Origin of the sequence: Lysobacter sp. Root604, assembly GCF_001427505.1 — a bacterium.
In the GTDB taxonomy this organism is placed as follows: Bacteria; Pseudomonadota; Gammaproteobacteria; order Xanthomonadales; family Xanthomonadaceae; genus Lysobacter.
The window spans coordinates 1,408,836-1,428,815 of sequence record NZ_LMGS01000009.1 but is presented as its reverse complement, the minus strand read 5'-3'; the positions used below and the strand labels follow the sequence as shown (position 1 = coordinate 1,428,815).

18 protein-coding genes are annotated in these 19,980 nt (G+C 70.0%); 11 read left to right on the top strand and 7 right to left on the bottom strand.

Annotated elements, in window-relative coordinates; all coding sequences use genetic code 11:
* Positions 1-276: 276 nt before the first annotated feature.
* Positions 277-1,281 (bottom strand): type I glyceraldehyde-3-phosphate dehydrogenase, encoded by a 1,005-nt coding sequence (gap, locus tag ASD69_RS14620; RefSeq protein ID WP_056179388.1) that lies wholly within the window; start codon positions 1,279-1,281, stop codon positions 277-279.
* A 183-nt stretch (positions 1,282-1,464) separates the two neighbouring features.
* On the opposite strand from gap, the gene ASD69_RS14615 reads away from it, so the two are divergent.
* The 7 genes from ASD69_RS14615 to ASD69_RS14585 all read left to right on the top strand — a co-directional run bounded on the left by ASD69_RS14615 (position 1,465) and on the right by ASD69_RS14585 (position 6,721).
* Positions 1,465-2,091, top strand: a complete 627-nt coding sequence (locus ASD69_RS14615) for an OmpW family outer membrane protein (protein WP_056179385.1) — start codon at positions 1,465-1,467, stop codon at positions 2,089-2,091.
* A 114-nt stretch (positions 2,092-2,205) separates the two neighbouring features.
* Positions 2,206-3,000 carry a S1/P1 nuclease gene (locus ASD69_RS14610; RefSeq protein ID WP_056179382.1) on the top strand — a complete coding sequence of 265 codons (795 nt, stop codon included), beginning with the start codon at positions 2,206-2,208 and terminating at the stop codon, positions 2,998-3,000.
* Positions 3,001-3,074: 74 nt separating this feature from the next.
* Positions 3,075-3,938, top strand: a complete 864-nt coding sequence (locus ASD69_RS14605; RefSeq protein WP_056179379.1) for an MBL fold metallo-hydrolase — start codon at positions 3,075-3,077, stop codon at positions 3,936-3,938.
* Between the two features lie 7 nt (positions 3,939-3,945).
* Positions 3,946-4,467: a hypothetical protein gene (locus tag ASD69_RS14600; RefSeq protein WP_056179376.1), complete on the top strand. Its 522-nt coding sequence runs from the start codon at positions 3,946-3,948 to the stop codon at positions 4,465-4,467.
* Positions 4,468-4,597: 130 nt separating this feature from the next.
* Positions 4,598-5,380 carry a molybdate ABC transporter substrate-binding protein gene (modA, locus tag ASD69_RS14595; protein ID WP_056179373.1) on the top strand — a complete coding sequence of 261 codons (783 nt, stop codon included), beginning with the start codon at positions 4,598-4,600 and terminating at the stop codon, positions 5,378-5,380.
* 13 nt (positions 5,381-5,393) lie between these two features.
* Positions 5,394-6,086: a molybdate ABC transporter permease subunit gene (gene modB / locus ASD69_RS14590; protein ID WP_056179370.1), complete on the top strand. Its 693-nt coding sequence runs from the start codon at positions 5,394-5,396 to the stop codon at positions 6,084-6,086.
* Between the two features lie 11 nt (positions 6,087-6,097).
* A complete protein-coding gene (locus ASD69_RS14585; RefSeq protein ID WP_157499221.1) occupies positions 6,098-6,721 on the top strand; it encodes an ATP-binding cassette domain-containing protein in 624 nt (207 codons plus the stop codon).
* A gap of 33 nt (positions 6,722-6,754) precedes the next feature.
* Here ASD69_RS14585 and ASD69_RS14580 read toward each other — a convergent pair whose 3' ends face one another.
* Both ASD69_RS14580 and ASD69_RS14575 read right to left on the bottom strand, forming a co-directional pair.
* Positions 6,755-8,437, bottom strand: a complete 1,683-nt coding sequence (locus tag ASD69_RS14580) for a TonB family protein (RefSeq protein ID WP_056179363.1) — start codon at positions 8,435-8,437, stop codon at positions 6,755-6,757.
* A complete protein-coding gene (locus tag ASD69_RS14575; protein ID WP_056179358.1) occupies positions 8,424-8,795 on the bottom strand; it encodes a BlaI/MecI/CopY family transcriptional regulator in 372 nt (123 codons plus the stop codon). Before ASD69_RS14575 ends, ASD69_RS14580 begins: the two co-directional genes overlap by 14 nt.
* A gap of 85 nt (positions 8,796-8,880) precedes the next feature.
* On the opposite strand from ASD69_RS14575, the gene ASD69_RS14570 reads away from it, so the two are divergent.
* From ASD69_RS14570 to ASD69_RS14560, 3 genes are all read left to right on the top strand, one after another.
* The gene (locus ASD69_RS14570; RefSeq protein WP_056179354.1) at positions 8,881-10,818 is read left to right on the top strand and encodes an acetyl-CoA hydrolase/transferase C-terminal domain-containing protein; all 1,938 of its coding nucleotides are present in this window, start codon (positions 8,881-8,883) and stop codon (positions 10,816-10,818) included.
* 162 nt (positions 10,819-10,980) lie between these two features.
* Entirely contained in the window at positions 10,981-11,673 is a 693-nt protein-coding gene (locus ASD69_RS14565; RefSeq protein WP_056179352.1) for a hypothetical protein, read from the top strand.
* Positions 11,674-11,845: 172 nt separating this feature from the next.
* Positions 11,846-12,955, top strand: coding sequence for a hypothetical protein (locus tag ASD69_RS14560; RefSeq protein WP_157489414.1), 1,110 nt, complete (start codon positions 11,846-11,848; stop codon positions 12,953-12,955).
* Positions 12,956-13,006: 51 nt separating this feature from the next.
* Here ASD69_RS14560 and ASD69_RS14555 read toward each other — a convergent pair whose 3' ends face one another.
* Positions 13,007-13,345, bottom strand: a complete 339-nt coding sequence (locus ASD69_RS14555; RefSeq protein WP_056179347.1) for a hypothetical protein — start codon at positions 13,343-13,345, stop codon at positions 13,007-13,009.
* A 303-nt stretch (positions 13,346-13,648) separates the two neighbouring features.
* Between ASD69_RS14555 and ASD69_RS14550 the strand changes: the two genes are divergently transcribed.
* Positions 13,649-14,125, top strand: coding sequence for a hypothetical protein (locus tag ASD69_RS14550; protein ID WP_056179344.1), 477 nt, complete (start codon positions 13,649-13,651; stop codon positions 14,123-14,125).
* A 9-nt stretch (positions 14,126-14,134) separates the two neighbouring features.
* On the opposite strand, the gene ASD69_RS14545 is transcribed toward ASD69_RS14550, so the two are convergent.
* From ASD69_RS14545 to ASD69_RS14535, 3 genes are all read right to left on the bottom strand, one after another.
* Positions 14,135-16,219, bottom strand: a complete 2,085-nt coding sequence (locus ASD69_RS14545; RefSeq protein ID WP_056179342.1) for a tetratricopeptide repeat protein — start codon at positions 16,217-16,219, stop codon at positions 14,135-14,137.
* A 193-nt stretch (positions 16,220-16,412) separates the two neighbouring features.
* On the bottom strand, positions 16,413-18,413 hold the full coding sequence (gene tkt, locus ASD69_RS14540) for a transketolase (protein WP_056179340.1): 2,001 nt from the start codon (positions 18,411-18,413) through the stop codon (positions 16,413-16,415).
* A gap of 197 nt (positions 18,414-18,610) precedes the next feature.
* Positions 18,611-19,942: a dicarboxylate/amino acid:cation symporter gene (locus ASD69_RS14535; RefSeq protein ID WP_056179337.1), complete on the bottom strand. Its 1,332-nt coding sequence runs from the start codon at positions 19,940-19,942 to the stop codon at positions 18,611-18,613.
* Between the last annotated feature and the right edge of the window lie 38 nt (positions 19,943-19,980).

Sequence of the window (19,980 nt, the reverse complement as noted above, 5' to 3'; positions counted from 1 at the left end):
CGGCGACTACGGCGGTTTGATGTCGAGCTCGAAAGCGGCCCTTCGCACGAGTTCCCCCCTTTGAAAAAGGGGGGCTAGGGGGGATTTGCTTTGCCCTGTGCCAACAGCAACAGCAAATCCCCCGGCGCCGCTAGCAAAGAATCGATATCGATTCACAAAGGGCGCCCGCCCCCTTTTTCAAAGGGGGCGATGGGGAGCCGGCTAGAGATATCGCGCCCGCCCCAAAGAAAAGCCCCGCATGCGCGGGGCTCTTCGTATCGCAACGATCGCCGCGGCTTACTTGCCCGCGACCACCTTGACCATTTCCAGGCACTTGTTCGAGTAGCCCCACTCGTTGTCGTACCAGCTGACCAGCTTGACGAAGGTGCCGTCCAGGGCGATGCCGGCGTCGGCGTCGAAGATCGAGGTGCGGGTGTCGCCGCGGAAATCGGTGGCGACCACCTTGTCCTCGGTGTAGCCCAGGATGCCCTTGAGCGCGCCTTCGCTCTGCGCCTTCATTTCGGCGCAGATCTCAGCGTAGGTGGCGTCCTGGTTGAGCTCGACGGTCAGGTCGACCACCGACACGTCCGAGGTCGGGACGCGGAAGGACATGCCGGTGAGCTTCTTGTTGAGTTCCGGAATGACCACGCCGACCGCCTTGGCCGCGCCGGTGCTGGACGGGATGATGTTCTCGAGGATGCCGCGGCCGCCGCGCCAGTCCTTGTTGGACGGGCCGTCGACGGTCTTCTGGGTCGCGGTGGCGGCGTGCACGGTGGTCATCAGGCCGCGCTTGATGCCCCACTTGTCGTTCAGCACCTTGGCCAGCGGGGCCAGGCAGTTGGTGGTGCACGAGGCGTTGGAGATGATGGCCTCGCCCTTGTAGGTCTTGTCGTTGACGCCGTAGACGAACATCGGCGTGTCGTCCTTGGACGGCGCCGACAGCACGACCTTCTTGGCGCCCGCGTCCAGGTGCTTCTGGGCGGTGGCCTTGTCGAGGAACAGGCCGGTGGACTCGATCACGACCTCGGCGCCGACCTCGTCCCACTTGAGGTTGGCCGGGTCGCGTTCCTGGGTCAGACGGATCTTCTGGCCGTTCACGATCAGGGTGTTGCCCTCGACCGCGATGTCGCCCTTGAAGCGGCCGTGGACCGAGTCGTACTGGAGCATGTAGGCCAGGTAGTCCGGCTCCAACAGGTCGTTGATCGCGACGATCTCGATCTCGCCGCCGAAATTCTGCACCGCCGAGCGCAGCACGTTGCGGCCGATGCGGCCGAAGCCGTTGATGCCTACCTTGATCGCCATTTCTTCAAGCTCCTGCGCCCGCACAGCGGTGGGATGGGAAACCTCTATTCTAGCAAGCCCGGGCCTGGGCCCGGTCCGGGAGCCCCGGGCGGGCGATATTGCAACGAAAGTCATGGTTCCCAAGCTGAACGTGCCACTAAAGTGCCATCTGATCCAAGCCGGATCACTCAGGGGACTCACGGAATGAACAAGCGTTCGCAGCGGGCCGCGCTCGCGGCCCTGGCCTTGGCCTGCCTGGCCCAACCCGCCCTGGCTCAGCAGGCCGGAACCTGGACCCTCGGGGTCGGCGCCCATCAGGTCTCGCCCAAATCCGACAACGGCACCGTCCTGGGCGGCACCGCGCAGCTGGAGATCGGCGACGACGCGCGCCCGACCATCACCTTCGAGTACTTCGTGCACGGCAACGTCGGCATCGAGGTCTTGGCCGCCATCCCGTTCGAGCACGACATCGACGTGGTCGGCGTCGGCCGGGTCGGCAGCACCAAGCACCTGCCGCCGACGGTGTCGGTGCAGTACCACTTCAACAGCCACGGCGTGGTCTCGCCCTTCGTCGGCGTCGGCCTCAACTACACCGCGTTCTTCAGCGAGGACACCCGCGGCGCACTGGCCGGCACCAAGCTCAAGCTCAAGGACTCCTGGGGCCCGGCCGCGCACGCCGGCCTGGACTTCCCGCTCGGCGATCGCGGCGCGATCCGCGTCGACGTGCGCTGGATGGACATCGACAGCGAGGTCCAGCTCAACGGCGTCAAGATCGGCACCGCCGAGATCGACCCGCTGACCTACGGCATCGCCTACGTCTGGACGTTCTGAGGCGCCCGCCCCGGCGCCGCGATCGCGACGCCGGGGTGCGAAACGACAAGAGCGGCATCGTCCGCGCGCCGCGGCGCGGCGCGGGAACGCGGTTGCCTCTAGTAAAGTGACGGGATGATCCGCGCCCTCTTCATCGCCCTGCTGTTCCTGCTGCCGTTCGACGCCCTGGCCTGGGGCACGCTCGGCCATCGCCTGGTCGCGCTGCTGGCCCTGGGCGAGCTCGATCCGGCCGTGCGCCGTGACATCGACGCCCTGCTCGTCGGCGAACCCGATCCGACCTTGGCCGGGATCGCCAACTGGGCCGACGAGCTGCGCGCTCACGATCCCAACCTGGGCAAGCAAAGCGCGAAGTGGCACTACGTCAATCTGGGTGAAGAAAACTGCGCCTACGAGCCCGCGCGCGACTGCCCCATGGGCGGTTGCGTGATCGAGGCGATCCGCAAGCAGACCGAGATCCTGTCCGACCGCAAGCGCACGCGCGAGGAACGCTTGCAGGCGCTGAAGTTCGTGGTCCATTTCGTCGGCGACGTGCACCAGCCGCTGCACGCCGGCTATGCCCGCGACAAGGGCGGCAGCGACGTGCAGATCCAGTTCAACGGCCGCGGCAGCAATCTGCACCAGCTATGGGACAGCGGCATGCTCAACGCCGCCGGCCTGGACGAGAACGCCTGGCTGCTGCGCCTGCGCGCGCTGCCGTTGGCGGTGACGGTATCGGAGCCCGCGCTGCCGCCGGACTCGCCCGCCTGGGCGCAGGCCTCGTGCCGGATCGCCCTGCAGCCGGGCCTGTATCCGGCCAAGGCGACGATCGACGAAAATTACGTGCAGACTTGGCGTCCCGAGGCCGAGGCGCAGTTGCGCCGCGGCGGCAGCCATCTGGCCGCCGTGCTCAACGCCGCGCTGAAGCGCTGAGCGCAATACACCGCCGCGCGCCGAGCCCGGCGCAGGCGCACGAATCGCACGGACGCCCCAGCAAGAGGAATCCGATGTCCCCGCAGGTGCAGTCTTTCCATCATGCCGACACCGGGACCTGGAGCTACCTGGTGGTCGATCCCGCGACCGCGCAGGCCGCGATCGTCGATCCGGTGCTCGACTACGACGCCCGCTCCGGCCGCACTGGCGGCGCCTCCGCGCAATCGATCCTGGATGCGGCCGAGGCCTGCGGCGCGCAGGTGCGCTGGCTGCTGGAAACGCATGCGCATGCCGACCACCTCAGCGCCGCGCACTGGCTGAAGCAGCGCCTGCCGCAGGCGCGCATCGCGATCGGCCGGCGCATCCGCGAGGTCCAGCGCACCTTCGTGCCGGTGCTGGGCCTGGACGCCAAGGTCGAGGCCGACGGCAGCCAGTTCGATCACCTGTTCGAGGACGACGAGGACTTCGCGATCGGCGAACTGCACGCGCGTACCCTCGCCGTGCCAGGCCATACCCTGGACAGCCTGGCCTACCTGATCGGCGACGCCGTGTTCGTGGGCGACTCGCTGTTCATGCCCGACAGCGGCACCGCGCGCTGCGATTTCCCCGGCGGCGACGCGGCCATGCTGTACGCCTCGATCCGCCATCTGTACGAACTGCCCGACGCCACCCGCGTGTTCGTCTGCCACGACTACGGCCCCGAAGGCCGCGCACCGCGCTGCGAGACCAGCATCGGCGAGCAGAAGCGCGCCAACATCCACCTGCGCGCCGATACCGCCGAAGCCGACTTCGTGCGCATGCGCGAGGCGCGCGACGCGACTCTGGCGGTGCCGGCGCTGATCCTGCCGGCGCTGCAGGTCAACCTGCGCGCGGGCGCCCTGCCCGAGGCCGAGGACAACGGCGTACGCTACCTCAAGATCCCGCTCAACCAGCTCTGAGGCCGTCATGCACCCGACCCGTACGCCGCTCGCGATGGTCTGTCTGTCACTGGGCCTGGGCTGGTGCCTGGTCGCCGCCGCAGCGGAGCCCGAGAAGAGCGCGCATGCGCACGCCTCCGACCCGCCGCAGCGCATGGCGCCGATCGACGTGACTCTGGATGCGGCGAAGATCGCCGGCCTGCCGCGCACGACCGCCACCGGCACCGCGCACGGCAAGACCCTGAGCTGCGAAGGCGTGTCGCTGGCCGCGCTGCTGCGCGCGTCCGGCGCGATGCCGGAGGAGCCGCTGCGCGGCGCGCAGTTGGCGAGGATGGTGGTGGTGTCGGCGCGCGACGGCTACCGCGTCGCGTATTCGCTGGCCGAACTCGACGCCAGCCTGGGCGCGCGCGAGGTGGTCCTGAGCGACCGCTGCGACGGCGCCGCGCTCGACGCCGATGACGGGCCCTGGCGCCTGATCGCGCCGGGCGAATCGCGACCGGCGCGCTGGATCCGCCAGATCGAATCGATCCGGGTGATCGACGCGCCTTAGAGCGAGAAGTGAGCGTGGAGGAGTGAGGAGTGAGTAAGTGCAAGGCTTGCTTACGCTCACTCCTCACTCCTCCACGCTCACCCCTCGCTTTTCGCGTTACCCTGCCGCCGTCGCCCATCGGAGCTCTGCCATGCTGCTGTCGCGTCGCCGTTGGCTCGTCGCGTTCTGCGCGCTGGCCCTGTCCTGGTCCGCCCTCGCCGCGCCGCCCAAGCCCGAGCCGATCACGGTGTTCGCCGCGGCCAGCCTGAAGGAATCGCTGGACGAAGCCGCGGTCGCCTACGAGGCCCAGACCGGGCAACCGCTGCGGGTGTCCTACGCCGCCAGTTCGGCGCTGGCGCGCCAGATCGAGCAAGGCGCGCCCGCCGACGTATTCCTGTCCGCCGACCTGGACTGGATGGACTACCTGCAGCAGCGCAAGCTCATCGACGAATCCAGCCGGCGCAATCTGCTGGGCAATACGCTGGTGCTGATCGCGCCGCAGACCAGTACCGCTCGGCCGCTGAGCTTGAAGCCCGGCGTCGATCTGCGCCCCTTGCTGGGCGACGGCCGTCTGGCCCTGGCGCTGACCGCAAGCGTGCCGGCCGGCAAGTACGCGCGCGCCGCGTTCGAATCGCTGGGCGTATGGACACAGTTGCAGCCCAAGGTCGCCGAAGCCGAGAACGTGCGCGCGGCCCTGATGCTGGTCGCGCGCGGCGAGGCGCCTCTGGGCGTGGTCTACGCCAGCGATGCGCGCGCCGAACCCAAGGTGCGCGTGCTCGCGACCTTCCCGGCCTCGACCCATCCCGCCATCGTCTATCCGGTCGCGTGCCTGCGCGCGAGCAAGCACCCTCAGGCGGCCGGGTTCGTGCGCTGGCTGAAAACGGCGCCCGCGGCGACCCTGTTCCGCCGCCACGGCTTCAGCGTGCTGAAGTAGACGCGGGCCGCGCATGTTCGATTTCAGCCCGGCCGAGCTGACCGCGATCGCGCTCAGCCTCAAGGTCGCCAGCGTGGCGGTGTTGTGCAGCCTGCCGCTGGGCGTGGCGATGGGCTGGTTGCTCGCGCGCAAGCGCTTCCCAGGCAAACTGCTGTTCGACGCGATGCTGTACCTGCCGCTGGTGCTGCCACCGGTGGTCACCGGCTACGTGCTGCTGATCCTGTTCGGCAATCAGGGGCCGATCGGCCGCTTCCTGTCCGACAGCTTCGGCGTGAGCTTCGCGTTCCGCTGGACCGGCGCCGCGCTGGCCTGCGCGATCATGGGCTTTCCGCTGATGGTGCGCGCGATCCGGCTGTCGATCGAAGCCGTGGACCAGCGCCTGGAGCACGCGGCGGCCACCCTGGGCGCGAATCCGTGGCGGGTGTTCTTCGGCATGACCCTGCCGCTGGCCCTGCCCGGCGTGATCGCCGGCGCGGTGCTGGCCTTCGCCAAGGCGCTGGGCGAGTTCGGCGCCACCATCACCTTCGTGTCGAACATCCCCGGCGAGACCCAGACCCTGTCCTCGGCGATCTACGGCATGTTGCAGGTGCCCGGCGCCGAATCGGGGCTGTGGCGGCTGACCGTGGTCGCGGTGGCGATCTCGTTCGGCGCGGTGCTGTTGTCGGAATGGCTGGTGCAGCGCCAGCGCCGCGAGCGCGGCGCATGAGCGAGTCGCCGCTGCATGTGCTCGACTTCACCCTGCGGCGCGGCGCGTTCGAGCGCAGCGTGAGCATCCGCAGCCGGCAGCGCGTGATCGCCCTGGTCGGCGATTCCGGCGCCGGCAAGACCTCGCTGCTGCATGCCATCGCCGGCCTGCTGCGGCCGCAGCGCGGTCGCATCGAGATCGGCGGGCGCTGCCTGTTCGATGCCCAGGCCGGCATCGACCTGCCCGCGCATCGGCGCCGGATCGGCTACGTGTTCCAGGACGCGCGGCTGTTCCCGCATCTGGACGTGCGCCGCAACCTGCTCTACGGCCTGCGCGGTGAGGCACGCGCAGCACCGCGGTTCCAGCTGGAGGCGATCGTCGAACTGCTGGGCATAGGCGCGCTGCTGGCGCGCTCCACCGCAGGCTTGTCCGGCGGCGAGATGCAGCGCGTGGCCCTGGGCCGCGCGCTGCTGTCGCAGCCGCAGATCCTGCTGCTGGACGAACCGCTGTCGATGCTGGACATGAACCGCCGCGACGAATTGCTGCCTTATCTGCAGCGCGTGCGCGACGAGGTGGCCTTGCCGATGATCTACGTCAGTCACTACCCCGACGAAGTGCGGCGCATCGCCGACGAGGTCCATATCGTCGGCGGCTAAGCCGCTTCGATGCGCGCCGCTACGCGGCCGCGATCATTCGTCCGTGACCTGGATCGGATCCAGGGCGACCGTCGCCGCGTCGAACGGCGCCGCCGCGGTCGGACCGGACGTGGCGGCGAAATCGACCGGCACCTGCACCCACGACGCCACCGGTTGGCCATTCTGGGTCGCAGGCTGGAAGCGCCACTTGCGCGCGGCCTCGACGGTGCTGGCATCGAGCTCGGCATCGCCCGAACTTTGCGCCAACCGCACCTGCTGTGCGCCGCCGTCGCTGCCGACCTGGATCTCCAACAGCACCCGCCCGTTGACCTTGCGGCCCTTCGGGTACGGCGGCGGCGACAGTGCGCCGTAGGCCGCGGCGGTCATATCCACCGTTTGTGCGTAAGGGTTGGGGACCGGCTTCAGCGCGGGCTTGGCCGCGGCCCGCGGTTCGACCATCGGTCGCGGCTGGACCACGGGCCGCGCATCCGCCGCGGCGCTCACCGTCACCGTCATGTCGATGCCTTGCAGCACTTCGGCGTTGCTCGATCCGCGCACGCTGCCGATGCTGATACGCGCCGGTTCCCCGTTGCGCACCGTCAAGCGCGGTTGTCCGAGCGGCTTGCCGTCGCGTTGCAGCGAGGCCACCAGCAGCGATCGCCCTTCGCCCAGCGGCGATACCCGGCCCTGCAGCGACCACGTCGAACCGCCGTCGTCGCCGCTCACGCCGAAGGATTCGCCGTAGCGTTCGAGCACACGGAAAGTGCTGGGGTCGCCGCCGTCCAGGCTGACCTCGAACTTCAGCAGGGCATAGCCATCGGGCAACGCGGCCGCGGCGGCCGGGGCGCGTTGCGGCTGCGCCGACCATGCAGCCGCGCCGGTGGCTGCGGCCAGCAGCGCCACCAGGGCGCCGCCCGCGATCCAGCGCTTCGACGATACGTTCGCATGCTTCAGCATTTCGATTCTCTCCTTGAGCGGATGGCTGTGGCCCCAGTGGCAGCCCAGCGGCACGGGGCGCGAGGCCAGTTGGGTTTTGAGCATGGCCTCGCCATAGGCGCGACGCGCCTGCGGATGTCGGCGGATCACGCGTTGATCGCAGGACAGTTCCTGGTCGTGGCGGTAGTGGCGCACGGCGTAGTGCAGCAGCGGGTTGAACCAGTAGACGCAGCGCAGCAGCGCGACCAGGGCGTTGAGCGCCAGGTCGCCGCGCGCGATGTGCTCGCGCTCGTGGGCACGCATCAGCGCCTGCTGTTCGATGCTGTAGCGCCGCTCGAAGTCCTCGGGCACGACGATGATCGGCCGCAGCACACCGATCGCGGCCGGCAGGCCGGCCACCGCGTCGGCCTGGCGCGATCCATCGGCGCGCGCGCGCAACACGCCCAGCGCGCGCACGAAGCGACGCTGTTGCCAGGCCAGGGCGAGCAAGGCCAGCAACGCGCCCGCCAGCCAGACCAGCACGACCGCGGCGGCCGGCGCGATGGCGGACGCCTGCGGCGCGGCCACCGTCAACGGGGCCTGGACCATGGCCTGCACCGGCAAGGCCAGCGGCAGGCGTGCGGGCGCGGCCGGCAACAGCACGGCCACTACCGCCACCGGCACCAACGCCCACAGCGCGTACGCGGCGGCCGCGCCGAAGCCGCGCCGCAGCGGGCGCCGCAACAGCAGCACCACGGCGATCGCGAAGCTGCTCGCGAGCGCGGTTTCCAACAGCACGGCGGCGATATCAACGCTGCTCATCGTCGAGCTCCTCCAGCAGTTTGCGCAGTTCGGCGATGTCCTTGCGGCTGAGCTTGCGCTGCTCGCTGAAGTGCGCGACCAGCGGCGCGACCCGACCATCGAACAAGCGCTGCAGCAGGCCCTGGCTCTCCTCCAGCACCCAGTCCTCGCGCTTGAGCACGGGCGCGTAGAGATAGCGCCGGCCCTGCTTCTCGGCGCGCACCGCCCCCTTGTTCAAGAGCCGGTTGAGCAGGGTCTTGATGGTCGCCTCCTGCCAATCCTGGCGCTGGGCCAGGGCCGCGACCACGTCCTCGGCGGCGAGCGGATGCTCGCGCCAGAGCACGTCCATCACCACCGATTCGGCTTCGCTGATCTGCATCGTTTACATCCGTAATTTTTCTTGAGATTACACCCGTAATCGGAGTTGTCAAGCCAGCCACCGCGGCGATGCGATACTCCTGGCCATGACCGCCCCCGCCCATTACGAACGCCTCGACGACGCCGTCGATTTCCTCTACACCCGCATCCAGGGCCCGCTGCACCTGGGCGCGCCCCTGGGCCTGGGTAAGCCGCACCGGCTGTTGAACGCGATCTACGCGCGCGCCGAAGCCGACCCTACGCGGCCGCTGCATCTGTACACCGCGCTGTCGCTGGATCCGCCCGGCGCCGGCCAAGGCCTGGAGGGCCGCTTCATCGGGCCGTTCGCGAGCCGCCACTTCGGCGACGACTTCCCGCGCCTGCGCTATGTGAGCGCGCTCAAGCGCGACGCCCTGCCCGCGCACATCGAGATCGAGGAGTTCTATCTGCAGTCCGGCGCGCTGCTGCATTCGCCGCCGGCGCAGCAGCGCTACGCCAGCCTCAACTACACCCATGTCGCACGCGCGCTGGCCGACCGCGGCGTCAACGCGATCGTGCAGAAGGTCGCGCGCCGCGACGGCGATACGCGCCTGTCGCTGTCGTGCAACACCGACCTGACCCAGGACGCGGTGGATGCGATCGTCGCGCGCGGCCTGCCGCGGCCGCTGCTGATCGCCGAGGTCGATCCGGAACTGCCCTGGCTGGGCGGCAGCGCCACCGTCGCCGAGGACTATTTCGACGTGGTACTGACCCCGCCCGGCCCGCACCCCAAGCTGTTCGGCTTGCCGCGCCAGCCGGTCACCGACGCCGACTACGCGATCGGCTTCTACGCCAGCACCCTGGTGCGCGACGGCGGCACCCTGCAGATCGGCATCGGCGCGCTCGCCGACGCGCTCTGCCACGCGCTGGCGCTGCGCCACGCCGACAACGCCGGCTACCGGCGCGTGCTGGCCGCGCTGGATCCGGCGCTGGCCGCGCGCGCGGATCTGGCCCCGTTCGCCGAGGGCCTGTACGGCTGCAGCGAGATGATCAACGAGGGCTTCCGCCGCCTGGTCGAGGTCGGGGTGATCCGGCGCAAGGTGGTCGACGACGAAGCGCTGATGCGGCGCCTCGCCGACGGCAGCGCCGACGACGCCGACCGCGCCGCGCTGGAACGCGACGGCGAATATCTGCACGGCGGCTTCTATCTGGGCTCGCCGGAGTTCTACGACTGGCTGCGCCGACTGCCCGACGAGCAGCGCCGCGGCATCGGCATGCGCCGGATCAGCGAGGTCAACGAGCTCTACGGCGGCCACGAGGCGCTGGAGCGCCTGCAACGCCGCGACGCGCGCTTCTTCAATACCTGCATGATGGCGACCGCGCTGGGCGCGGCGGTGTCCGACGGGCTGGCCGACGGCCGGGTGGTGTCGGGCGTGGGTGGGCAGTACAACTTCGTCGCCATGGCGCACGCGCTGCCCGATGCGCGCTCGGTGCTGATGCTGCGCGCGAGCCGCGAGGCCGGCGGCCAGGCCAGCTCGAATATCGTCTGGAACTACGGCCACACCACCATCCCGCGCCACCTGCGCGATATCTACATCAGCGAGTACGGCATCGCCGACCTGCGCGGCCGCGCCGACGAGGACTGCGTGCTGGCCATGGCCGCGATCGCCGACGCGCGTTACCGCGGCGGCCTGCTCGACACCGCGCGCCGCGAGGGCAAGCTGCGCGCCGATTACGCCATCGCCGCGCCGGCGCGGCACAATACGCCCGAGCACCTGCGCGCGGCGCTGGCGCCGCTGCGCCGCGACGGCTTGCTGCCCGACTATCCGCTGGGCAGCGATTTCAGCGCGGTCGAACAGCGCCTGGTGCGTGCGTTGGGCTGGCTCAAAACCGCCACCGCCAGCCGCGGCGGCAAGCTGGCCACGATCGCGCGCGCCCTGATCGGCGCGCGCAGCGACGACGCCGAGGCGCTGGCGCGCATGGACCTGGCCGCGCCCTCGGGACTGGGCGAACGCCTGCTGGCGCGGCTGCTGGCGCTAGGCCTGCGGGAGACGCGCGCGCCCTGAGCGATCGCCGGGCGCGCGGCAGGGAAAGCATGCCGGCGCCGGTCGTGGCGGGCGCGGCCCGGGTCGGGTTCGCGATCGCGGCTGCCGCCGCTCGCACAGGAAGCGGGGGCGGGCGCCGCATATACTTCGGTCACTGACCGGGTTTCAGGGAGCGCCTCGCGGATGTCGTCGGATAACGTCTACAAGCATTTCTACCGCACCATGCGCCTGGGCGCGGCCGAGCTCAGCGACGACGGCGGGCCGTTCGGCTTCGACATCACCACCGCGCTGGAGTTCGACTATCTGATCGAGCGCTATCAGTGCGACGCGATCATCGAGACCGGCTCCAACGTCGGCGACACCACCGAGTACCTCGCGCGCGCCTACCCGCACCTCAACATCGTCACCTGCGACGTGGTCGACCGTTATGTCGAGCTGGTCAAGCGCCGGGTCGGCTTCATGCCGCATACGCACGTGGAGAAGCTGGACTCGCCGGAGCTGATCGCCAAGTTCCGCGACCAGTTCCGCTGCCCGCTGTACTACCTGGATGCGCATTGGTACGACGCCTGGCCCTTGGAGCGCGAGCTGTCGCTGATCGACAACGGCGTGGTCTGCGTCGACGACTTCAACATCGGCCATCCGCGCTTCGGCTTCGACAGCTACGACGGCGTCGAGTGCGGGCCGCAGATGCTCAGCCGCTTCATCGACAAGATCCCGGCCTACTACACCAACAACCCCGATGCCCAGCACGAACTGCCCTGCCTGCAGCCCGGGCGGCGCGGCGGCAAGGCCTATTTCGGGATCGGCCAGCAGCACGACCATCTGCGCCACCACCGCTACTTCAAGCGCTACGACACGCCGCCTCCGTCGGCCTGAGGCGACAGCCCGGGCGGCGCCGTCCACGCCGCCCGGGATCACGCTCGCGTTCATCCGGCGCGCGCGATCATGATCGGGTCGGTCGCCGAAACTCGGCGCCGGCCGCACGGTCCAATCCCGTGCCGACCGGCGCGCGGGCGTCGGCCGCAACCGTAACCAGGACGAGCAAGGCATGTCGAAGAGGTGGTTGTTCGCGTCGGGTCTGCTGGCACTGAGCCTGTTGGCCGCGGCCTGCCAGCGGCCGGCGAGCGGCGACGATGCGACGGCCCGGGCCGAGGCGGTCACCATCGGCGACCAGTCCGGCGACCGCTCCGCGGCCCCCGCCGACGACCAGGCGCCGGTCAAGGCCGACGCGCTCAAAGGCACCTACTGGCCGCCGGCCAAGCTGGATTCCGGCGAGGCCTCGATCAGCTGCGAATACGACTACGCCCAGCACGGCGACGGCGAAGCGCTGACCTCGCTGGAGTTCTTCAGCCTGGTCGACGCGCTGCGCGCCTGCCAGCCGCAGGGCATGGTGCGGGTGCGCTACCGCGGCAAGATCGGCGCCGGCTTCACCGCCCTGGTCCAGCGCGTGGCGGCGATGGCCGACCGCATGGAAATCCCCACCCGCATCCTCGACCTGGATTCGACCGGCGGCCACGTCGAGGAAGCGATCCGCGCCGGCGACTCGATCGCCGAATCGCGCTGGGCGATCTGGATCCGCGAGGATTCGCAATGCCACAGCGCCTGCGTGCTGGTGCTGGCCGCGGGCGACACCCGTTCGATCTCGGGCAAGGTCGGCATCCACCGCCTGATCCGCGACCGCTCCACCGCCACCTCTCGCGCCGAACTCAGCGCCGAACTCAAGGCCATCAACACCCAGGTGCGCGATTATCTGGAGCGCAACGGCGTGGCCACCGCGGTCGCCGATCAGATGATGACGGTCGCCAACCGCGACCTGCGCATCCTCAGCGAGGCCGAGCTCAAGGAGTACGGCCTGGCCGGCACCAACGCGGCCCAGGACGATCTCGACCGGATCCGGGTCGGGCGCAAATGCGGCGAGGATTTCATGCGCCGCCGCGATGCGTTCCGGCGCGATTTCGACAAGCAGTGCATGCAGGTCGGCCAGGCCTTCCAGGCCATGGCCGAATGCGGGCTGGCGCTGCGCCAGCGCTACGGTTTCCCCGACGCGCGCTGCGCGCAGGACAGCCCCATGTCCGAGTACGACCGGTATCCGGGCCGCCTCGAGACCGACGAGCCGCCGACACGCGTCACCGTGCGCGGCGAACGACCCGCCGGCTGATCGCGGCCGCGGGGACGGCGCGCGATCCCCCGAGACGACTCCCCAAAACGATTACAGCTGCGAGCAGTCGGTCCAGCCGGCCACGCCGCCGACGGCGTTCATTTCCGCGATCAGAGCGCTGTGGCAGCTCTGGTACGAGTTGCCGAAGACCTCGTGCCCGGTGCGGAAGGTGGTGCCGATCTCGCCGATGTGTTCGATGCCGTCGCCCCACACGCTGTACTGGGTGTAGTAGCTGCCGCGCCAGGTGCCGGTGGCCGGGCCGACCGGATCGTCGCGGTCGTGGATGACCCGGCCCGGCACGCCGTTGGCGGCGCCGGCGGGAACGGAGGCGAGGCTGGCGCCGATCAGCACGGTGGTCATCAGGGCCAGGTTGAACAGCTTGAGCTTCATAGCGATCTCCAGGTGGGACCGCCGTGGCGACGGCGGTATTGGACGGTTGCGGGTCCCGGGGCCGGCCTTGCGATCGCGTGATCGGCGGCCGACCGGGTCCGATCACGCTAGGAGCGGCGCCGCCCGGCGGCCAGTGCGCGCACGGGACCAAACCGGACCGCGGCGGGAACGAATCGCGCCGATGCTTCGAAGAATCAATCGCTTGGCGCGGATTCGTACCCCGTTTGTGCCCCCGAAACCGTTGGAGCCGCGACCGCGCCGGCGCCTACACTGAGCGGGCCATCCACCTACCGTGACCGAGCCATGACGCGCCATCGCCTGCTCTGCCTGCTCAGCCTCAGCCTGCTGTTCGCCACCGGCGCCCACGCCCACGACCCTCTGGCCAAGAACAAGAAGTGGTGCCTGGACCCGAACACCGCACCCCAGATCGTCAGCACCTTCAGCATCACGCCGGCGGCGTTGTCGCAGTACCGCACCGAGCACGCGCCGCTGCTGGGCACGGCCGGCGCGACCTACTGCGTGCCGGAAAAGACCTGCGGCATCGTCGACGAGTGGTATTGGGCCAACGAGGCGGCGCACGACCAGTGCTCGGCGCTGGGCGTCAAATCGACCGACCCCGCGGCGCAGGCGGTGCCGTTCGTGCAGGGGCCCGTCGATTTCAGCCCCGACAACGGCGACCACCACGACCTCTACCGTTTCAAGGACGGCAACCTGCAGGGCGTATGCGTGGTCTGCGTCGACAACCGGGTCGAGGCCGCACCGCTGTTGCCCGATCGCTGAGGCCGCGCCTCAGACCAGCGCGCGGCGCCGGGTATAGGCCAGCGCCGCGTCGACCCGGCGCTGCAGGTCCTCGCGCTCCTGGGCCGTCATCGTGCAGTGGCTGAGCACGTAGTAGGCCGAGCGCAGCACGTCGCGCCAACGCGGTCGCCGCGGCAGCCGCGCCAGGCTGAGATATCGCTCCATCGCCCGCACCCGCAGACGGCCGTCGTCGACGGTCACCCGCCAGATGCGGCTGCGTTCGGCCAGCTCCAATCGGCTGCTGCCGGTGCTGCGCTCCCAGCTCTCGACCACCGCCAGCATCAGTTCGACCAGGGCGCGCCGGAAGTCCTCGCGCAGGTGCGCGTCGTGGGCGGAGTCGTCGCTGTTGGCCGTCGCTTCGGACAAGCCCGTCATCGCGACCGCGCCGGCGACATCCTCGCGCAGCCCCAGCACGATCAGGCCGTCGCCGCGCAGCCAGGGCGTGAGCCGCGCCTGCAGACGGATCGCGCCATCGCGACGCGCGCAGGCCAGGGTCTGTTCACTGGCGTCCTCCATGCCCTCCAGCGCCGCCGCCCATGCTTCGCGATCGGCCTCGCCGAGGTAGTCGCCCAGGGCCTGGCCCACCGGCGAGGCGGCGTCGGCATCGAGCAGTTCGCAGGCGGCGCGGTTGGCGGCCAGCACCTGGCCCTCGGCGTCGATCAGGCAGACCGCATCCTGGCGGCTGTCCAACAGGGCCTGCAGCAGGCTGCGGTCTTCGGCCAGGGCCTCGGTCTCGCGCCGGTAACGCGCCAGCGCCTCCTCTTCCCGCACCTCGCGCTCGGCGTCGAGCAGGCGCGCGCGCTGACGCCGGCGCATCCACAACAGCCCCACCGCCAGCGCCGCGGCCAAGCTCGCCGCCAGGGTCAGCCATAGCAGCAAGGTGCGCTGGCGCAGCTCGCCGCGGCGCAAGCGGTTCTCGCTCTCCAGCCCGGCGATGGTGCGGTCGCGTTCGGCGGTTTCGAAACGCGTGCGCAGCCAGCCCAGTTGGCGATCCTGTTGCGCGCGGCTGAGCATGCGTTCCTGTTCGTGGGCGCCGCGCAGGGTCGCGATCGCGGCGGCGCGGTCGCCCGCGGCCTCCTGCGCCAGCGACAGTTCCTCCAGCAGCGCGATGCGTTCCACGCCGCCTTCCGGCAGCGCCGCGATCGCCGCGCGCAGGCGTTCGGCGGCCGCATCGGCGCGCCCTTCCAAGCGTTCGCTGCGCGCGATCTGCAATTGCAGGCTGGCCGGCAAACCGAGCTTGTGCTCGCTCGCGATCGCGAACGCGGCCTGGCGCCACTGCCGCGCCTGGGCGAGGTCGGCGCGCGACAAGGCGGTGCGCATCAGGCCGGCGTAGACGCGCAACTCGTAGGCGCGGTTGCCGGCTTCGCGGTAGGTCTGCAAGGCTTCCTGCAGCCAGCGCTGCGCCTGCGCCGCGTCGCCGCGGTCCAGGCTGAGCTCGCTCAGGCTTTCTAGCACGTGGCCGGCTTCGACGCGATTGTTCTGGGCGCGGAACGCGGCCAGCGCCTCGCGGTAATGCCGGGTCGCCTCATCGGAATCGTCGAGCTCGCGATAGACGTCGGCGATGTTGTTGAGCACCGCGCCGCCGACTTCGCCCTGGGCGCGTTGCATCCGCAGGCTGGCCGTTAGCGTGCGCAGGGCGCCGCGGAAATCGCCGAGCCGGCGCAGCGCGCTGCCGACGTTCTTGAGATCGCGCGCGATCGCGTCACGATCCTCGTGCGCGGTCGAGAGTTTGAGCGCGCATTCGAAACGGCTCAGGGCTTCGGGAATCAGTTCGCGCCGATACGCGAGGATGCCGCGCTGGCGCACTAGTTCGTAGTGCAAGGACCAGTCGGCGTCGCGGCCCAGGGTCGCCTCCGCGCAATCCAGGGCCTGCCCGGCCTCATCGAAACGCCCGCCGCCGATGCGCTCGCGCGCCTGCGCGAGCAAGGCTTCGGCGGTGGATGCCGCGGTCGGCGCCGCCGCGGTGGCGGGCAGGCCGAGCCGGCGTGGGCAGGTGGCCGGATCCGGCAGCGGACGCGGCGTCGGCACGGCATCGCACAGCACCCGCGGCGGCGCGGCGGACGCGCCGCCGATCACGATCAGGAACAGCGCGGCGCAAGCCGCGGCCAGCGCGAGAGGCCGACGCCGCGCGGGCGGCGAGCACCGTCTACGGGCCGGCGCGACGATCAACCGTCGCGCCCTTGCGCGGCGGCGGCTCGCGCGGCTCGCGCTGCGCGAGCCGCGTTCGACAGTTTCGGTGCCGGCGGCCTCATCGGCGCGGCCCCTAGGCTCAGACCAGCGCCTTCGCCGCCGCGACCACGCGCTCGACCGTGAAGCCGAAGTGCGGGAACAACGCCTCGGCCGGCGCCGACGCGCCGAAGCTGTCGATGCCGATCACGGCGCCGTCCAGGCCGACGTACTTACGCCAGAAATCGCTCACGCCGGCTTCGATCGCCACGCGCTTGCGCACCGCGTTGGGCAGCACGGATTCGCGGTAGGCGGCGTCCTGGCGATCGAACACGTCGCTGGACGGCATCGACACCACGCGCACCTTGGTGCCTTCGGCGCTCAGCGCGTCGGCGGCCTGGGTGGCCAGGCCGACCTCGGAACCGGTGGCGATCAGGATCAGCTCGGGCGCGCCCTCGCTGTCGCGCAGCACATAGCCGCCGCGCGCGATCTGCTTGAGCTGTTCGTCGCTGCGCGGCTGATGGGTGAGGTTCTGGCGCGAGAAGATCAGGCAGCTCGGGCCGTCCTTGCGCTCGATGGCGGCGCGCCAGGAGGTCGCCGATTCGACCGCGTCGCAGGGACGCCAGACGTCGTTGTGCGGGATGTAGCGCAGGCTGGCCAGGTGCTCGACCGGCTGATGGGTGGGGCCGTCCTCGCCCAGGCCGATCGAATCGTGGGTGTAGACGTGGATCGCGTGCGCGCCCATCAGCGCGCTCATGCGCACGGCGTTGCGCGCGTAGTCGCTGAACACCAGGAAGGTGGCGTCGTAGGGAATGAAACCGCCGTGCAGGCTGAGGCCGTTGCTGATCGCGGTCATCGCGAACTCGCGCACGCCGAAGTAGATGTAGTTGGCGTTCGGATCGTCGCTGGCGACCGACTTGCTGCCCTTCCACAAGGTCAGGTTGGAGTGGGCGAGGTCGGCCGAGCCGCCGATCAGTTCCGGCAGCAGCGGCGCGAAGGTCTCGATCGCCATCTGCGAGGCCTTGCGCGAGGCGATGGTCTGGCCGTCGGCCTGCAGCTTGGCGATGTAGGCGTCGGCGTCGGCGGCGAAGCTCTGCGGCAGTTCGGCGTGCGAGCGGCGCACCAGTTCGGCCGATTCGTTCGGGTACTGCGCGGCGTAGGCGTCGAACAGACGGTTCCACTGGTCCTCGCGCACCTGGCCGGTGCTGCGCGCGCGCCAGCCGTCGTAGATCGGCTCGGGAATCTCGAACGCCGGATGCGGCCAGTGCAGAGCCTCGCGGGTGGCGACCACTTCGTCCTTGCCCAGCGGCGCGCCATGCGAGGACTCCTTGCCCGCCTTGGCAGGCGAACCGAAACCGATGGTGGTGCGGCAGCAGATCAGGGTCGGCTTGTCGGTCTTTGCCATCGCGGTGTCGATGGCGGTCTTGATCTCGACCGGATCGTGGCCGTCGACGTTGCGGATCACGCGCCAGCCGTAGGCCTCGAAGCGGGCCGGGGTGTCGTCGGTGAACCAGCCGTCGGTGTTGCCGTCGATCGAGATCTTGTTGTCGTCCCAGAACGCGACCAGCTTGCCCAGGCCCCAGGTGCCGGCCAGCGACGCGGCCTCGTGCGAGATGCCTTCCATCAGGCAGCCGTCGCCCATGAACACCCAGGTGCGGTGATCGACCACGGCCAGCTCGGGACGGTTGAAGCGCTGTGCGAGCAGCTTCTCGGCCAGCGCCATGCCGACGGCGTTGGCGAAGCCCTGGCCGAGCGGGCCGGTGGTGGTTTCCACGCCCGGGGTCATGAAGTTCTCGGGGTGGCCCGGGGTCTTGGACTCGAGCTGACGGAAGCGCTTGAGCTCTTCGATCGACAGGTCGTAGCCGGCCAGGTGCAGCAGCGCGTACTGCAGCATCGAACCGTGGCCGTTGGAGAGGATGAAGCGGTCGCGGTTGAACCACTTCGGATTGTTCGGGTTGTGGTTGAGGTAATCGTTCCAGAGCACTTCGGCGATGTCGGCCATGCCCATCGGCATGCCCGGATGACCGGAGTTGGCGGCCTGCACCGCGTCGATGGCGAGGAATCGGATGGCGTTGGCGAGGTCGCGGCGGCTGGGCGTCGTCATGGCGTCGGGCACGGGGTCTTCTGGAGGCGGGAGGCGCCCGCGCGAGCGGCTGGACCAGCCGGGCGGACCGGCCATTGTCCCATCCGCGCGCCGCCCTGTCGCGCCGGATCGGCGCGGGCCGGGCCCGAAAACGGCAAAGCCCGCCGTAGCGGGCTTTGCGCATCCTGGCTGGACGCCGCCGGACGGCGGCGCCGGGCTCAGGCGACGGTTTCGGGCGCTTCCGGCGCCTCGTCGGCGAGTTCGCCGCTGCGATTGGCCACCACCACCGCGGTCGCCAGATCGCCGGTGACGTTGAGGGCGGTGCGGCACATGTCGAGGAAGCGGTCGACGCCCAGGATGATGCCCACGCCCTCGGGCGGGATGCCGAGCACGCCGCAGATCATCGCGATCACCGGCAGCGAGCCGGCCGGGACGCCGGCGGTGCCGATGCCGCCGAGCAGGCACAGGCCCAGCACCATGATCTGGTGGACCAGGGTCAGCTCGATCTGGAAGGCCTGGGCCAGGAACAGCACCGTGATGCCCTCGAACAGCGCGGTGCCGTGGTGGTTGGCCGAGGCGCCCACGGTCAGCACGAAGCGCGAGACCTTGCGCGGCAGGTGCAGGTTCTGCTCGGCCACGCGCAGGGTGATCGGCAGGGTGCCGGTCGAGGACGCGGTCGCGAACGCGGTCAGCAGGGCTTCCTCGCTGCCGCGGAAGAACGCGCGCGGGCTCATGCCGCCGGCGAACTTCACCCACAGCGGCAGCACGATGAACATGTGCACCGCAATCGCCAGGATCACGGTCAGTGCGAACTTGCCCAGCACCAGCAGCAGCTCCCAGCCGAACTGCGCGCACAGGGCGAACATCAGGCAGGCCACCGCGTACGGCGCCAGCTTGATGATCATGCCGATCAAGCGCATGCAGATCTCGAACAGGCCCTGCAGCGCGGTCTTGAAGGCCTTGGTGGCCGGCGTCGGCGTCATCACCAGGCCGATGCCGATCATTAGGGCGAAGAACATCACGCCCAGCTTCTGCTTGTCGTCGACCGCGGCGGCGACCACGTTCTTGGGCACGATGCCCAGCAGCAGCTTCATGAAATCCATCTGCTGACCGGTGGCGGCGATCTCGCCGGCCTTTTGCGCGCCCTGGGCCATGGCCTGGTCGAGCATGGCGCGGTCCAGGCCGTGGCCGGGTCCGATCAGATTCACCATCAGCAAGCCGATCGCCACCGCGATCAGGGTCACCACCGCGGTGTAGAGCAAGGTGCGCCAGCCGAGCCGGCCGAGGCTGGCGACGTCGCCCAGTTCGGCCACGCCCAGCACCAGCGCCGAGAACATCAGCGGCAACACCAGCATGAACAGCAGCGCCAGGAAGATCTGGCCGATCGGCTGCGCGACGTAAGCGACCAGTCCCAACACCAGCGGCGAGCCCGGCGCGACGAAGTGCGCGACCAGGCCGATCACGGCGCCCAGGACGAAACCGATCAACACCTTGATGTGCAGGGGGATGCCCTTGGACGGCGTGGCGTCAGGCAGGCTGGCGTGGCTCATGCGGTACTCCCGGGTGCGTCAGCCGGAAAGAGTACACC